Genomic DNA, 14,161 nt, shown 5'->3' on the forward strand with positions numbered 1-14,161 from the left:
AACCGCCCGAGCCTGACCGATGGGCCCGGACGGCGCAAGGAGCGCTGAGTCACGCGGGTGGTGGGGACTGGCCGGCAGCGAGGGCCAACGCGCCGCTGCCGGCCAGGGGTCTGGGCGCGCTTCCCATGGTGTGGAACGGAGTTCACCTGGTCAACGCGGCTCGACCGGTGCTCGACGCGAACGACGCGCGGCGACGAGGAACATCGGTACGGCCATGAACAGGCGCCCGGTGCGGGCCCGCTCGACCTGCTCGGCGAGCCACTCCTCGTGCCCGGCGGCGATCATGGCGAGCATCGGCAGCATGGAGTCGTCGGTGAACACGCCGGTGTACACCTCGACCGTCGGGTCGGTGAAGCCGGCGTCGAGCAGGAGGTTGCGGTATTTCCGCGCGGCCTGCGGCACGGCGATCGTGTCGGCCTTGGCGCGGACGAGCCGCCGGGTGGTCTCGGGGTCGTCGGAGTCGATGACGATGACGTCCCAGTCCTGGCCGAGGAGGACGATCCGGCCTCCGTCGCCCAGCACCCTGCGCGCCTCGCGGAGGGCCCTCGGCGGGTCGTCGAGTGCGTGGAGGACCTTGTCGGCCCGGTAGCCGTGCGCCTCCCCGGTGCCGAGCGGCAGCTCATAGGCGCTTGCGACGTGGAGCTCGGCGTCCCAGCGCGTCCTCGCGGCGGCGATCATGTCCGGGTCGAGGTCGACCCCGATCGCGCGGGCGCCTCGCGCGCCCAGCTCGTGGACGGCGCGCCCGCCGCCGCAGCCGACGTCGACGACGGTTCGGCCCTCGACCGGGCCCAGGAGCTCGTAGGAGCGCGCCCGGAGCTCGACGGATCCGGGCAGCGAGTCAAGGGCATCGAGCATGTTCAGCAAGGTGGACATACCGGCCATGGTGCGACTTAATGTTGACATGAAGTCAAGCCCGCTGACGATCGGCCAGGTGGCGGCCCACTTCGACCTGCCGACCCGCGTCCTGCGCCACTGGGAGTCCGAGGGCCTGCTGTCCCCGGCCCGCGTCGCCGGCGCCCGCCGCCGCTACACCCGCGACGACCTGTACCGGGTGGCGTCGATCCTCCGCGCGAAACAGGCGGGCTTCCCGCTGTCGGACATCCGGGAGATGCTGACCGCCGGGAGTCCTCCCGAGCGCCAGCGGGTGCTGCACCGCCACCACGCGGAGCTCCGGTCCCGGATGGCGAACCTCCAGGCGGCGATGGCACTGCTGGAAGGCGCGATCTCGTGCACCCACGAGGACTTCGCGACCTGCCCGCGTTACCAGGCCCAGCTGGAGGAGATGGTCGGATCTGTCAGTGTCCCCCGCCGGGAGTCTGTTGCTTGAGTCGGCGAGTCCAGGTTTCTGCTGGCAAGGCGCCGGTTCGTCCTCGTACCGGGTTGTACTCGGGCGGACCGGCAACGCCGCCGGCAGGAACCGTAGCCCGATTATGTGGGTCGGATGGTGACGGGGCGGCGTTGAGCGGTGGGCACCTGGCAGAACGGGGGGCGCGGTGTAGAGCTGGCCGTGTTCCGGGCCTGGTGGGTCGAGGCTGAGAACGGCCCGCAAGGCCCATACGGCCCGTTGGGTTGGTTGGTTTGTGCCCACCACCAGGCCACCCATTCCGGGCGAACACGTCCGCCTTGTCGTGCAACGGCATCGGCGAGCGGATGGACGTCGCCGCGGACACGGTGCGCAAACGCCTCCTCGAACGCGGAGTGACGATGCGCGATACTCACGGACGTCCGCGCGTCGCAGCTGGCGGTGCTCGATGACCCGCGCCAAGCCCCAGCCACTCATCCGCCCGCCAACCAGGCTGCGGTCGTCCAGTCCGTCACTGTCATCATGGCATCGTTGTCGGCCTGACATTCCTGTTCGGGTAACGTGCTCAATCTCGCGCTTCATCTGGGCGGCTGATGGACGATCAAGAGCGCTGGACCGACGAGATCTTCCACCTCTTCCACGCCCGGAGCCCAATGCTGGCCGGATAGACGTCGGCAGAGCCGACGGACCTCAGCCTCGTAGGAGCTGTCGGACCTGGTGGGCGAACACATCCCAGGGCGCAGCCGTGTTGATGACCGTCGGCGGTTCGCTCGACATATCGAGGAAGAACACCCCAGTCCGTTCCTTCTGGACCGGGAAGGCCCACGTGCCGCCGGGCAGCGATGGCTGCGGTCCCCGAGCCACCTCGATGAGGCCAGCCAGATCGCCCTTGAGCACCTCGATCGGCTCCAGCGTTCCGGCCTCGGCCCAGTCGAGCCGTGGCGTGCGCATCTCGACACGGCCCGCGTCGCCAGTCGCGGCGGCAAACACGATCACGTCTGACCTGGCCACCCACTCTGATAGTTGATCGTTGGTCGGCGGCGGAAGTTTGGCCGGAAGGCCGGCGAGAACACGGTCGAACCACTGCGGCGCGAACTCATGGTCATGGACTCCGACGTGGCCGAGGAGCGTTGGTGTGTCACCGGTATCCCTCAGGACGAAGATGCCACCGGATCGGGCCTTCCGGTCGCTCGGCGCATCCGAGGCCTCGGCGAGAAAATAGGGAGACTCCGGCTTGGTGATCGCGAGCTTTCCCGGCTCGACGTCGCCCTTCAGGGTGGACTCGACCTCGATCGTCGCGGTCTGCGGGTCGAACGTTTGCGCGTTGGTGGCGTTGATGGACGGTTCAACGTCGATGACCGAGCCCGTCACAATCAGATCGGCGTCCGCAACCAGCTCCTTGATTGGTTCGGCCGGGTCAGTCGCCTCGTCGCGGCCGTGGCCCGGCCGCTCATCGGTAGTGGTTTCGGGCCGCATCGGCTGCTCCTTCTGATCTGCTGAACAGGAACCGGCCGCCATCGCCACCAGGATCGCGATCACGGCCCCTGCCCGCTTCACTAATCCCAGTCCTTCACGTAGCGAACCTTGTAAAACTCCTCAGAGAAGTCGTCGACGCTCATGACGATCCTTCCGTCGGGATATGCCTCCCCACCGGCCTCCTCGACTCCGTTGATGATGTCGGAGCTGTTCGAGGCGTGCGGATTCATCATCTCGACATATTGCACGCCGTCGCGCTCGTACACGTTGGTCACGATCAGCGCGTGTCCCCCGTCGATACCGATCCTCCCGTTCACGCTCGCGGTGACCGGTCGCCCGTCGTCGAGAGCTTCTTTCATCTCGTCGTACGAGTCACCCGGTGACTTGTTGTCCCCGAAGAACAAGTCATTGCTGGAGTCGGGGTCGAAGTTCCCGGTGTCGGCGCCGAAGAGGTCCTCGTACGCATGATCGGCGTACCCACCCTCGATCTCGTCGTAGGTGCCGCCTTCGCGCTCGGCGTACGCCGTTTCGATGACTGCCACCCACTTGCCCTGGTCCGCGCCCTGGTCCAGCAGCGCATCGTCGCTGACCGTGACGTCGCCATCCTGGAAGTGGACGCTGTAGGTGCCATCGCCGTTGTCGGTGATGAGGTCCTTGATCTTCTCAGGGTCGGTAAGTGCCGTTGAGCCCAGCGCCGCCAACAACCAGCAGTCGCCGAAGTCGCCCTGATCGATGTCCTCAATTCTCGGCTCCCCGTTGGGATAGAGCGGGTCATCCGAGCGGTCCTCGGTACCGTGATCGGATGGCGGGCCCTCCGGGTTCAGGTCGCCTTCGGACAGACCCTCAAAGGCGTTGCTGATCGCTGCGGCGGCCTCGGCGTCCTCTGCCGCCATGCCGGCGAGGTTCTGCTTGATCGACGCCTCGTACTGGCGCGCCTTCTCGTCCAGGGCATGTTGCGCCGCCACCACCTGCTCAGCGTCGGCGTCGCCTCGGACGTACAGCAACGCCGACGGGGCGGTCACCGAGCCGTCTTCGGTCACCGTGAAGTCTTCTGACTCCGCCTGCATGATGCCCTTGCGCGCGAGCAATTGATATCCCTCAATGCCGTCCGCGCCCGCGTCGGCGGCGTCGGCGGCGTCCGAATGCGCGTCGGAGATCGTGCGGACCTGCTGCTCGGCCCGACCCATGGACTCAGCAGCTGCCGTTGCGGCGTCGCCGAACCAACTGGTCGACAGGTCGCCCAGCACCCGGGCCGCGATCCGGTTCCCCTCCTGCAGCAGCTTGCCGTTGGCGCGGAACTCCTCAGCCTGAGCCCGCAGCGCACCCACATCGCCTTCCAACGCCTGCGTCTTGCCGATCGTCATCGTCACACCACCACGTTCGAGCCGGCGCCGCGTATCACGGACTCGTTGCTCGCGTCGACCTGCTCGTACCGCGCGGCTCCGCCGGCCGCGGCGTCCGACCACGCCCGCCACGACTTGGCGACTCCCGAGAACGCCTCACCCGACGCTTCGCTCGCTGACTCGCAGGCACGAACCACCGCGAACCCGGCCATGCCGGAACTCACCCCTCCGGCTGCGTCCGACTTCCGCCCAGACCCAAGCTGTCGACAGCAACCTTCGACCGACGCGGCCGCGCTCCGCAATTGACCAGACTCCACCTGAAAAGCGTTCGGCATCGCCTCTCCAAGCCTTGCTCGTCGACCGACTCACATTGCCGCCAAGGCTATCGCGAACAACCAACCAAGCTGGTGAAAACGGCCAAGAACGGCCGCTATGCTGACCGTGTGTCTGATGCCATCCACTCGAGTCTGGCCGACATCCAGGCGGCCCTCACCGCGTCGCGCTCGGCCGAGTCGGCCGACGGCACCGTCCGCGCCGAGGCGAGCGCGAAACGGCAAGTCGCCCTCCAGCTTTCTCCCGCCGCGATGAAGATGAGGCCAGACGACCTCGCCGCCATGATCCTCACTACTCAGCGACAAGCCCAGAGCAAGGCCGAAGCGGTGATCACGGAGAGGCTCGACACCTTCCGCTCCGACCCCCGCGTGGCCGTCGCACTCGACAACCTGCGCGACACCCAAGCCAGTCCCGCACCGCCGCCCCGCCCAACTACCGATCCGGACGACGAAGATGGCGACGCGGACTTCATCGACTCCGTCTACAAAAGTGATCGTGGCTGGTAGGGGTCGGTGAAGGCGGGTGCGACCACCGGTTGATCATGAACGGTCTACCGCCACCCGAACGGCCGCGTCACCGTCGTACCCCAACACGGCACCATCAAGCGCGGCACCCTCGCATCCATCATCCGCCAGGCTGGACTCACCACAGCCGAGGTCCCAGGACCTGCCCCACTGACCCCCAACTGTGGGAACAGTCCCTGACCGAACGACTGCGCATCTCGCCGCGCTCCGCTGCGCCTGCCCTGGACGCGCTTCTACGCGAGCGCCAGACCGCCTGATCCGGGAGCATGCTCCCATCCCGCTCCCAAAATCGGACATCGAAAGTCACGGCCCACTCACTGATGCACGTGAGTGGGCCGTGACCTGCTGTTGTGGGTGTGGAGCTTGGGGGAGCTTACTACAACACAAAACCCCAGGTAGAAGCCCTGGAGACTCTGCTTCAGCAGCTACCCGACCCCACTGCACCGGCTTCACCGCCCGTCGACCGACCCAAACTCAAACTCCGACGGGCACGGCAACTCGACGCCGAGCAGGTCCAGGAACTCATCGTCGGCTACCAGGCCGGAGCGACGGTGTACGAGCTGGGTGCCCGGTTCGGCATCGAACGGCGGACAGTCAGCAACATCCTCAAACGACACGACGTACCGATGCGCCGTCGCGGACTCTCCCCCAAGCAGGTCGACGACGCCATCCACCTCTACAACCTCGGATGGTCACTGGCGCGAGTCGGCCAACACCTGGGCGTCGACCACACCACCGTGCTGACCAAACTGCGGGAACGCGGCATCCCCACCCGCGACGCACACGGACAACCACGACCTTGAAGGGACCACTCGCTGCCGCCATGTCAGAACCAGCGGGTTACCGGTCTTGCGCCAACGCGCTTCTCGGAGTCGCTGGTCGCGTGTTCACGCCGACACGCTGACAAATAGCCGCTAAAGGGTGGGACCTCGGAGGCCCTCGTTGACCACCTCCACACAGGTCCCGCTGGGGCAACAGTCGAGAGCCCCAGACCGAGCTGCCGCACTCGGTGCTGATGTTGCCGTGGACGGCCAGTCGCTATTTCTCGCCGCTACTGGGTGAGCAGACTTGCAGGGTTTCGAGCCGAATCATGGCCGCTTGTTTTGAGACGTTGAAGATTTCGGCCATTGCTGCCATGAGCGTATCCGCGGCTGCGGTGCCAGCTGAGACGGTGGTCAAACCGAGGTTGGTCATTTGTTGAAACGCGAGACGTTTGAATGGACGGTCTGGCATCAGAAGCGCGGCCATGCCGCGATTGGCCTGAATCTCACGCCAGTCTCGTCGCCGTCGGGCCTGGCTGGCGTCCTGCGTGCTCACGGGCACGACGTCGCGATGTAGGCAGCGCATCAAGCCTGCGCGCTCGCCGGGTGCGTTGGAACCAACCTGAGCGCCAGCGAGTTGAGCCATTTCGGGATCGAATAGATACCGATGCAGCAGAATATGCGTAGCTTCGTGAGCCATAGTGGCGCGCCAACGACCGACGGCGCCGAGATTCGTAACGTCCGCTTCGGCCGACTCGGTCAGCTTGCTGTTGATGGAGACCACTGGCCGTCGACCCGCTTGAAACTGCGTGAGCCCCAGAACGTCGTCAGGCAATTCGGCGTACTGATCGAGTTCGGCCTTAAGATGACCCTCGATGAAACGCTCGAGGTCCGTGACCGGTTCGGCGAGCGACGGCATTAGACTGGCGCGACGGAGTTCATCCTCCGCGATGCGCTCAATCTCGTCCGGCTCGTACCAGATTCGTTGATCGCCTTCAGGCCCCTGGTACCACTGCATGCCGTTACTCGCCTGTGCCCTGGTCGCGCTTGTCGATGATCTTCTCGGCTTGCTCGAGCAGGTGCTTCAAGTCCTGCTCGCCAAGGCCGGCGCCGGAGACTCGGCGGAACAGCACCCCGGCCGTGGGGTTTGACTTCATGTAGCGCTCCGCGCCTTCGCCGACCCGACCGGCCGCAGCGAGCAGGAGATCGGAATCGAGGTCGAGTTCGGAGGCGAGCTGCATCACGACGGCTTCGGATGGAACGCGTCGGTCGTGCTCAATGTCGTTCAAGTACGACGGCGCGCGCTCGATGCGGCGAGCAAGCTCGCGCAGGGACAGCCCAGCAGCCACACGGGCGTCCCGTATTCGCTGGCCGAGTGTTGGGCGTGAGGGTGTGTTTGGCATGTCCGCTCACGAGCGTACATGTCGGCGTGTCGAAAGACCCATCCGCGCCACGGTGCTACTCTGTACGCATGTTCGCGAACACGCGGGCAAGCGAACGCGGCGTAGCCGCAGGCCACATAGGAGGCCGAGATGAACGAAGCAGCGAGCGTCGAGATCGAGGGCACGGCGGACAAGACGGGGTTCGCCATCGTCGTCAACGGCGAGTTGGCCGTGATCCCTCACGAAGAGGTGTCGTGGACCGAGGTGGTCGCCATCGCCTTCCCGGTGTGGCCGTCCCCGGACACCACGTTCACGGTGACCTACCGCAAGGCGAAGGGTCCGAAGCACGAGGGCATCCTGGTCGAGGGTGGCGTCGTTGAAGTCAAGAAGCAGGGAACGATTTTCGATGTCACACCCACTGGTAAGTCATAGTTCGGATCTCGCGCGCTTGCGCGACGAGGGTTTCGACCTCGAAATCCGGTCGAACTATCTGCTGGTCAAGCATGTGCCGTACGTGACGTCCACGCGGGAGGTCGCGTATGGCGTGATCATCTCCGAGCTATCCACGAGCGGCTCGAGCACGATCAGACCTAGTGATCATGTTGTCTCGTTCGCTGGAGGGATTCCGTGCGACCAGCACGGCTCGCCACTGACAAAGATCATCAACAGCACCGGCGCGATCCGCGTCGCCGAGGGTCTTGTCGCAGATTGCACGTTCTCGAGCAAGCCGCCTGTGGGCTACTACGCCGACTACCACGCCAAGATCGCTTCGTACGTGAATATGGTGTCCGGGCCGGCGCAGGTCATCGATCCCGCGGCGACAGCTCGGACCTTTCCCGTCGTGCAGGTGGCCGAGCAGGACTCGGTGTTCCGCTACCTGGACTCAGCGTCCAGCCGCGCCAGGATCAGCTCGATCACCGACAAGTTGGCCCTGCCCAAGGTCGCCCTTGTCGGCCTTGGTGGGACGGGCTCGTTCATCCTGGACTTGATCGTCAAGACGCCGATCCACGAGATCCACGTCTACGACCGCGACATCCTGTACGCCCACAATGCGTTCCGGGCACCGGGCGCGGCCTCGGTCGAGGAACTCGACGCCGTGCCGACCAAGGTGGAGCACTACCAGCGGATGTACGAGGTGATGCGACGGGGCATCGTTCCGCACCCGGTCCATGTCGTCGGGTCGAACATCGATGAGCTGCGAGCGATGACCTTCGTCTTCTTGGCCATGGACTCCGGCCCTGCCAAGAAGTTCATCGTGACGAAGTTGGAGGAATTCGGGATCCCGTTCATCGACGCGGGCATGGGCGTCTACCGGGTCGGCGAGTCACTCGGGGGCATTCTGCGGGTCACAGCGAGCACACCCGACCACCGCACCCATGTGTGGGACCACCAGCGGATACCGTTCGGCGACGAGGAAGACGACGAGTACGACCGCAACATCCAGACCGCTGATCTGAACATGCTCAACGCAGTCCTGGCCGTGATCAAGTGGAAGAAGCTGTACGGCTTCTACCTCGATCAGGAGCACGAGATGTTCACGACCTACACCATCGGCGGCAACCAGTTGCTGAATGACGACCAAACACCATGAGGCGCACTTCGATCACCCACGAGTTCGTGGAGTACATCCCCGGCAAGCTCGCCGAGGCGGTGCTCTACATCTCGATCACGTACCGCACCGCCGTGCACCAGTGCGTCTGTGGGTGCGGCAACAAGGTCATCACACCAATCGGTCCGGCCGACTGGCAGCTGTTCTACGACGGCGAGACCGTGTCGCTGACCCCATCAATCGGTAACTGGGACTTCCCCTGTCGATCGCACTACTGGATCAGGTCGAACCAGGTGCGATGGTCCAGTGACTGGACCGACGAGCGGATCGCGGCTGGCCAGGCACGCGACAATCGGGAGCGGGAGCGGTACTTCGCCAGCCGCGAGGCTGTCGAACATGAACCAGAAGCCGCGGAAACCACGAACGGAGATCGGCGCCGCCCCCTTGCGTGGCTTCGGCGACGGTCTCGAAGTTAACCGTGCCCAGTTGCGCCGTTCGGGCCGCCAAGTGGCTACTCGAAGCACCGGTGGGCCGCCGGGTTCGAGGGCAAGGCCGTTGGCTGGCTGCCGCAAGCTCAGATGTCGTCGATCGCCCCGCCGACGTGGACCGGAGGACTGAGCCCAGACTGCTCGCGCTGGCGTTATGTGCAGCACCCAGCTACACTGAATCATATCAACCGATCATGATTCAGTCCTGTGAAGGGTGGCTACGATGACAACGGGTGTCGGTGTGCGCCTTGAGCGCGCCCGCATTGCTGCGGGCCTCAGTCAGCGCGCCCTTGCGGACGCGACCGGCATCTCGCAGCCCACCTTGTCGCGGATCATCTCCGGGGATAGAGCGGCGAAGATGCCGGAGGTGGTAGCGATCGCGTGGGCAACTGGACATACGGTCGCCCAACTCACCGAAGCTGGGACGGTGGCCGACCGAGTGCAGTGCGCGGCCCGCGCCACCAACGACTCCGATATGGACCGCATGCGTGAAGCGCTGCTGCACTTCCTGGAACTGGACAACTACCTGGACGACCAGGCCATCCCCGCCACGGTCTGATGTGGATAGATGATCTTGAGCGCTGAGACTGAAGGTCGTACCGCCGCCGCGCGGTTCCGCCAAGAGCACCACCTGGGCTTGCAGCCGTTAGGTGACCTTGTGGCGGTCATCGAGCAGACGACCCGGATCGACGTGGCCGTACTCGACGTCGGCCCGGATGAACACGGCCTGACGATGCGGGACCCTGCGCGCGGCGCCGTGTTCATCGGCGTCGCGCGCACCCCGAACCCGATGCGACAACGCAGCACGCTTGCCCACGAACTTGGCCACGTGCTGTTCGAGGACTGGACAGACGACGGTACGAGCAACTTGAGCGAACGCAGCCCCGCGGAGATTCGAGCTGATGCCTTCGCGCGGCACCTGCTCGTACCGGTCGAGGGCTTGCGCGAGTTCCTCGGAGATCGAGAGTTCGCGACCCAACCCACCCTCTCTGCGGTCGTTCAGCGATTCCTGGTATCACCCCAGATTGCTGCCATCGCGCTGCACCAAGCCAATTACATCGATGACGACACAAAGCAGGATTGGATGGCGCTTACCGCGCCACAACTGGCTGTCCGGTTCGGATGGAGCGATCAGTACCGCGCATTGCAGGCCGACTCCGATCAGCGGAGGGCACCACAACAGTTGCTCGCTCGCGCGATCAAGGGCTACGCGGAGGCGGTGCTGCCTGCGCAAGCCATCGCCACCTTGCGCGGCATTACACTAGAGGCCGCCGAGGCGGACCTGCGTGAGGCAGGTGTTGTGCCCGCAGAGGCGGCAATCGCGTGGGCGGCCCCCGCCGAACTGCCCGACGTCTACGTAGATCTGGCGGCTCTAGAAGAGGATCTCAACGCGCCAGATGACAACGGCCAGGTTATGGCGGTAGAGAGCGACTCGGGATGAGCCACCGGCCGATCATCGACGCCGGCCCCGGCCTGAATTTCCTCTCTATCAACAAAGAGCGCCTCCTCATCGAGGTCCTGGGTCCGCTCAGCACCCCGGAGACCGTGCAAGACGAGGTGCTCCGCAAGGCCCGACAGGATGGGCGCTTCCGCTCCGCCGCAGCGGTCTGGCAAAAGCTGACACCCAAGTGGGTACAGATACTCTCCGATGACCAGACACCCGAACTCGCAGCGGTCGTCCACCGGATCACCCAACTACCCATGGAAGAAAGGCTGAAACACCCGAAAGATCTGGGCGAGACGATGGTCATCGCGCACGCGGTCGTCGCTGCCGAATCGGGCGAGACGGTGACCGTGCTCATCGATGACGGGTCAGGAGCACGGATCGCCACCTCGGAGATCAACCGACTCAGACGGCTCCGGACCAGCGGTCACGCTGTGGGGTCGATCAGACTAGTGAGCACGCTGACAATCCTGGAGCGCGCGGCAGGCGGACAGCACATTCCAGACAAGGCCACGATGCGCAGCATCTACGACCGGCTGCGCGGTCTCGATGACGGCCTACCGCCGATCGAGATCACCAACCTCCTGGCATCTGTCCACTGGTCCTGACACGTTGCGGCATGCCCCTGATGACGGCACGCGTCGAAAGCCGGTTCACCATCGCCGCGTTGACCCAATGACGTGAACCTGGCCGTTCAACGGACGTGTGGAGTCGCGGTCGACGCTCAGCGTTGCTCGACTCGCCGCCATGAACAATATCGGTGCGTCCTCATATCCCGCTGCCAACGACCGGTTGCTCGGCGGAGCGCCTCCGGACGGCCAGGCAGTGATCTATCTCCGGGTCTCGTCGACACGGCAGGTCGAGCGGGATCACGACCAGGAAGGGATCTCGATTCCTGCGCAACGCACGGCCTGCCAACGCAAGGCTGAGCAACTCGGCCTGACGATTGTGGACGAGTACGTCGAACCAGGCCGGTCGGCACTGGAGATGTCCAAGCGTGCCGCGTTCCAGCGGATGCTCGCCCGCATCCGCGACACCGACGACATCGCCCATGTGATCGTCTACAAGCTTTCTCGGTTAGCCCGGAACCGGATCGACGACGCGATCGTCATGACGGATCTACGTAGGCAGAGCGTCACGTTGATCTCCGCCACCGAGTCGGTCGACGACACCCCGGTCGGCCAACTCATGCACGGCATCCTCGCGACCTTCAACGAATACCAGTCCCGAGAATCCGGTGCCGACATCGCCTACAAGATGGGACAGAAGGCCCGCAACGGCGGCACCATCGGCCGCGCCCGACTCGGCTACCTCAACCACATCGACCGCAACGACGGCCGTGACATCCGCACGATCGTCGTCGACCCCGAGCGCGGGCCTCTGGTCCGGCTCGGTTTCGAACTTGTAGCCGCCGACAATCTCACCCTCAACCAACTTTCCGAGCAGCTCTACCAGCGAGGTCTACGCACCCGTCCGACCACCCGGAACCCGGCACAGCGGGTGTCAATCAGCAAACTGGCCCGGATGCTGCGCGACCGCTACTACCTCGGCTACGTCACCTACCGGGACGAAGAGTTCCCTGGCCGACACGAACCGCTCGTCGACCCGCACCTGTTCGACGGCGTCCAAGCCGTCCTCGACGCTCGCACCACCTCCGGAGAGCGGCGGCGGGTACACCACCACTACCTCAAAGGCATCCTGTACTGCGGACGCTGCCACCAGGCAGGCAACAGCGGACGGCTGATCATCCAGCACACTGTCACCCGCCGCCGCGACGCATACACCTACTTCTTCTGCCGCAACCGACAGCAAGGCACCTGCCCAGCCCCATACGCGAACGTCTCTGTCGCCGAACACGCTGTCGAGCGCTACTACGTGACCGTAAGCCAACAGCGGATCACCGACGCTCTGGCGAGACTGACCGCGGCCGACACCGCTGGTTGGACTCGTGACCCGGTCCAGGTCTACCGGGGCTGCACCGACGACCAGCGCCAGCTACTCAACCACGCGCTCTTCCGCCAGCTCTACCTCGCCGACGACCGCATCACCAACCACGAACTGTGGCCGACGACGCCCTGACTTGAACAACACGAGCCCAACAGGCTCACACCGTTGCGGGACTAAAACACGAAAACAGGCCCTGAACAGCGAAAACCCTCTCGCTCATGTTCGAGCGAGAGGGTTACTCTGCGTACAAAACCGCATGTCAGAACGTAAAACTCGAATCCTCGGTGGACCTAACGTTAATCCATAAGAACCAGAAAGTGCTGGTAGACGGGCCGGAGGTCTCCATCCGGCCGGTACGCACGCGGTCGTAGCCCGGAGAGCGCGTCCGTTGGTCGTCCAGTGGGGCACGTGGAGCTGGCCAGCCAAGACGCGCACCTTGGCCCGGTTAACATGGGGGCGGCGGGCGATCTGCCCGTCGACCCCCGACCGGAGCGAGCGGCTTACGTATGGAGTTTCAGCAGATCGGCATCAGCCATCCGGCGGTGAAGGATGTTCTGGCTATCCAGAACAACACCGCCCCGAACCGCTTCGGGCTGTTCGTCGCGGAGGGGCTGTGGGCCGCGCGGGTCGCGCTGGACACCGACCTGCGGGTGGACACGTTCTACTGGTGCCCCGAACTGGTGCACTCTGACGAGGCCAAGAAGCGCGGGCACGAGCTGTCCGAACGCGCGCGGCGCACGTTCGAGGTCTCGGCGAAGACAATGACGCGCATGGCCGAGCGCGGCAACCCCGATGGGCTCCTGGCCACGGTCGAGATGCCGACCTGGCAGCCGGACGAGATCGAGCTACCGACCTCGGCGCTGGTGCTGGTCACCGATGGGGTGGAGATCCCTGGCAACCTGGGCACACTGATCCGCACGCTAGACGCCTGCCGCGCCGACCTGCTGATCATGACCAACCGACGCACCCGCATGTCGCACCCGAAGGTGCTGCGCGGCAGCCAGGGCATGTCGGTGCGGGTGCCGCACATCGAGTTCGAGGAGACTAGCGCCGCGATCGGCTGGCTGAAATCCCGCCGGTTCACGGTCTATCTCGCCGACACCGACGAGAGCGTGAATTACCGCGCCCTGGACTACTCCGGGCGTACCGCGCTGGTCGTGGGCAGTGAACGGTACGGCATCACCAAGCCGTGGTATCAGCACGGCTTCAGCCGCGTCGGCGTGCCGATGCTCGGCTATGCCGACAGCCTCAACGTGTCAGTGTCGGCCTCCGTGCTGCTCTACGAGGCCCGCGCACACAAGGACGGTTGGTAGAAACTCAGCCGACAGGCGAGCCCAGGTCGAACCGCTGCGGCACCGTGGGGTAGGTCTCGGCGAAGAACCGCAGGAACTCGTCCATGTCGAACGGCAGGAAGTCGCAGGGATCTTCCTTGCAGTACAGCTTGCCGCCGCAGATGCCGACGTTGGGACAGTTGCCGCACTGGTGATCTTGGAACGGGTTGTGTCCGTCGATGTCAGCGAAGATCTCCCGCAGGCGGCCCACGTCGCCGAGCAGGTCGTCGGTAGAACCTCTCGGATCGGTCATCGCGTCACACAACGCCAATCTGCCGTC

18 protein-coding genes and 1 pseudogene are annotated in these 14,161 nt (G+C 65.0%); 12 read left to right on the top strand and 7 right to left on the bottom strand.

The features are described 5' to 3' along the window. Positions 1–150: 150 nt before the first annotated feature. Positions 151–873 (bottom strand): methyltransferase domain-containing protein, encoded by a 723-nt coding sequence (locus GEV28_RS14255; RefSeq protein ID WP_291412522.1) that lies wholly within the window; start codon positions 871–873, stop codon positions 151–153. Positions 874–901: 28 nt separating this feature from the next. Between GEV28_RS14255 and GEV28_RS14260 the strand changes: the two genes are divergently transcribed. Beyond that, positions 902–1,327 (top strand): MerR family transcriptional regulator, encoded by a 426-nt coding sequence (locus tag GEV28_RS14260; RefSeq protein ID WP_291412524.1) that lies wholly within the window; start codon positions 902–904, stop codon positions 1,325–1,327. 666 nt (positions 1,328–1,993) lie between these two features. On the opposite strand, the gene GEV28_RS14265 is transcribed toward GEV28_RS14260, so the two are convergent. Genes GEV28_RS14265 through GEV28_RS14275 form a run of 3 tightly spaced genes read right to left on the bottom strand, consistent with a single transcriptional unit; the run spans position 1,994 to position 4,457 of the window. Continuing rightward, positions 1,994–2,842, bottom strand: coding sequence for a hypothetical protein (locus GEV28_RS14265; protein WP_291412526.1), 849 nt, complete (start codon positions 2,840–2,842; stop codon positions 1,994–1,996). A gap of 17 nt (positions 2,843–2,859) precedes the next feature. Next, positions 2,860–4,143, bottom strand: a complete 1,284-nt coding sequence (locus GEV28_RS14270) for a C2 family cysteine protease (protein WP_291412528.1) — start codon at positions 4,141–4,143, stop codon at positions 2,860–2,862. Positions 4,144–4,145: 2 nt separating this feature from the next. Next, the gene (locus GEV28_RS14275) at positions 4,146–4,457 is read right to left on the bottom strand and encodes a type VII secretion target (RefSeq protein WP_291412530.1); all 312 of its coding nucleotides are present in this window, start codon (positions 4,455–4,457) and stop codon (positions 4,146–4,148) included. Between the two features lie 108 nt (positions 4,458–4,565). Between GEV28_RS14275 and GEV28_RS14280 the strand changes: the two genes are divergently transcribed. The 3 genes and pseudogenes from GEV28_RS14280 (at position 4,566) to GEV28_RS14290 (ending at position 5,782) form a co-directional block, all read left to right on the top strand. Then, positions 4,566–4,961 carry a YbaB/EbfC family nucleoid-associated protein gene (locus GEV28_RS14280; protein WP_291412532.1) on the top strand — a complete coding sequence of 132 codons (396 nt, stop codon included), beginning with the start codon at positions 4,566–4,568 and terminating at the stop codon, positions 4,959–4,961. A gap of 54 nt (positions 4,962–5,015) precedes the next feature. Beyond that, positions 5,016–5,159: pseudogene (locus tag GEV28_RS14285) on the top strand (type II toxin-antitoxin system HicA family toxin); the annotation flags it as partial. Positions 5,160–5,329: 170 nt separating this feature from the next. Beyond that, a complete protein-coding gene (locus GEV28_RS14290; RefSeq protein ID WP_291412534.1) occupies positions 5,330–5,782 on the top strand; it encodes a helix-turn-helix domain-containing protein in 453 nt (150 codons plus the stop codon). A 235-nt stretch (positions 5,783–6,017) separates the two neighbouring features. On the opposite strand, the gene GEV28_RS14295 is transcribed toward GEV28_RS14290, so the two are convergent. Next, positions 6,018–6,758 (bottom strand): ImmA/IrrE family metallo-endopeptidase, encoded by a 741-nt coding sequence (locus tag GEV28_RS14295; RefSeq protein WP_291412535.1) that lies wholly within the window; start codon positions 6,756–6,758, stop codon positions 6,018–6,020. 4 nt (positions 6,759–6,762) lie between these two features. Then, complete coding sequence (locus GEV28_RS14300; RefSeq protein ID WP_291412537.1) at positions 6,763–7,143, bottom strand: helix-turn-helix transcriptional regulator; 381 nt, start codon at positions 7,141–7,143, stop codon at positions 6,763–6,765. A gap of 129 nt (positions 7,144–7,272) precedes the next feature. Here GEV28_RS14300 and GEV28_RS14305 point away from each other — a divergent pair, with 129 nt between their 5' ends. From GEV28_RS14305 to GEV28_RS14340, 8 genes are all read left to right on the top strand, one after another. Further along, positions 7,273–7,554 (top strand): multiubiquitin domain-containing protein, encoded by a 282-nt coding sequence (locus GEV28_RS14305; RefSeq protein ID WP_291412539.1) that lies wholly within the window; start codon positions 7,273–7,275, stop codon positions 7,552–7,554. Continuing rightward, entirely contained in the window at positions 7,529–8,713 is a 1,185-nt protein-coding gene (locus GEV28_RS14310) for a ThiF family adenylyltransferase (protein WP_367115103.1), read from the top strand. Before GEV28_RS14305 ends, GEV28_RS14310 begins: the two co-directional genes overlap by 26 nt. Then, on the top strand, positions 8,710–9,147 hold the full coding sequence (locus GEV28_RS14315) for a DUF6527 family protein (RefSeq protein WP_291412543.1): 438 nt from the start codon (positions 8,710–8,712) through the stop codon (positions 9,145–9,147). The genes GEV28_RS14310 and GEV28_RS14315 overlap by 4 nt, the downstream gene beginning before the upstream one ends. A 235-nt stretch (positions 9,148–9,382) precedes the next feature. Further along, a complete protein-coding gene (locus tag GEV28_RS14320; protein ID WP_291412545.1) occupies positions 9,383–9,718 on the top strand; it encodes a helix-turn-helix transcriptional regulator in 336 nt (111 codons plus the stop codon). A gap of 99 nt (positions 9,719–9,817) precedes the next feature. After that, complete coding sequence (locus GEV28_RS14325; protein ID WP_291412547.1) at positions 9,818–10,600, top strand: ImmA/IrrE family metallo-endopeptidase; 783 nt, start codon at positions 9,818–9,820, stop codon at positions 10,598–10,600. After that, on the top strand, positions 10,597–11,211 hold the full coding sequence (locus GEV28_RS14330; RefSeq protein WP_291412549.1) for a PIN domain-containing protein: 615 nt from the start codon (positions 10,597–10,599) through the stop codon (positions 11,209–11,211). The genes GEV28_RS14325 and GEV28_RS14330 overlap by 4 nt, the downstream gene beginning before the upstream one ends. Before the next feature lie 139 nt (positions 11,212–11,350). Beyond that, on the top strand, positions 11,351–12,682 hold the full coding sequence (locus tag GEV28_RS14335) for a recombinase family protein (protein ID WP_291412550.1): 1,332 nt from the start codon (positions 11,351–11,353) through the stop codon (positions 12,680–12,682). Positions 12,683–13,056: 374 nt separating this feature from the next. Then, positions 13,057–13,863 (top strand): RNA methyltransferase, encoded by an 807-nt coding sequence (locus tag GEV28_RS14340; RefSeq protein WP_291412551.1) that lies wholly within the window; start codon positions 13,057–13,059, stop codon positions 13,861–13,863. 4 nt (positions 13,864–13,867) lie between these two features. Here the strand turns inward: GEV28_RS14340 and GEV28_RS14345 are convergent. Further along, on the bottom strand, positions 13,868–14,161 hold a 294-nt coding region (locus tag GEV28_RS14345), incomplete at its 5' end, for a hypothetical protein (protein WP_291412552.1).

It is taken from the genome of Actinophytocola sp. (assembly GCF_009379765.1).
Classification (GTDB): Bacteria; Actinomycetota; Actinomycetes; order Mycobacteriales; family Pseudonocardiaceae; genus Actinophytocola.

Coding starts and splice junctions, on each gene's coding strand:
- GEV28_RS14255 (WP_291412522.1), bottom strand. CDS start 873: ATGTCCACCTTGCTGAACATGCTCGATGCCCTTGACTCGCTGCCCGGA.
- GEV28_RS14260 (WP_291412524.1), top strand. CDS start 902: ATGAAGTCAAGCCCGCTGACGATCGGCCAGGTGGCGGCCCACTTCGAC.
- GEV28_RS14270 (WP_291412528.1), bottom strand. CDS start 4,143: ATGACGATCGGCAAGACGCAGGCGTTGGAAGGCGATGTGGGTGCGCTG.
- GEV28_RS14275 (WP_291412530.1), bottom strand. CDS start 4,457: ATGCCGAACGCTTTTCAGGTGGAGTCTGGTCAATTGCGGAGCGCGGCC.
- GEV28_RS14295 (WP_291412535.1), bottom strand. CDS start 6,758: ATGCAGTGGTACCAGGGGCCTGAAGGCGATCAACGAATCTGGTACGAG.
- GEV28_RS14300 (WP_291412537.1), bottom strand. CDS start 7,143: ATGCCAAACACACCCTCACGCCCAACACTCGGCCAGCGAATACGGGAC.
- GEV28_RS14305 (WP_291412539.1), top strand. CDS start 7,273: ATGAACGAAGCAGCGAGCGTCGAGATCGAGGGCACGGCGGACAAGACG.
- GEV28_RS14310 (WP_367115103.1), top strand. CDS start 7,529: ATGTCACACCCACTGGTAAGTCATAGTTCGGATCTCGCGCGCTTGCGC.
- GEV28_RS14315 (WP_291412543.1), top strand. CDS start 8,710: ATGAGGCGCACTTCGATCACCCACGAGTTCGTGGAGTACATCCCCGGC.
- GEV28_RS14320 (WP_291412545.1), top strand. CDS start 9,383: ATGACAACGGGTGTCGGTGTGCGCCTTGAGCGCGCCCGCATTGCTGCG.
- GEV28_RS14330 (WP_291412549.1), top strand. CDS start 10,597: ATGAGCCACCGGCCGATCATCGACGCCGGCCCCGGCCTGAATTTCCTC.
- GEV28_RS14335 (WP_291412550.1), top strand. CDS start 11,351: ATGAACAATATCGGTGCGTCCTCATATCCCGCTGCCAACGACCGGTTG.
- GEV28_RS14340 (WP_291412551.1), top strand. CDS start 13,057: ATGGAGTTTCAGCAGATCGGCATCAGCCATCCGGCGGTGAAGGATGTT.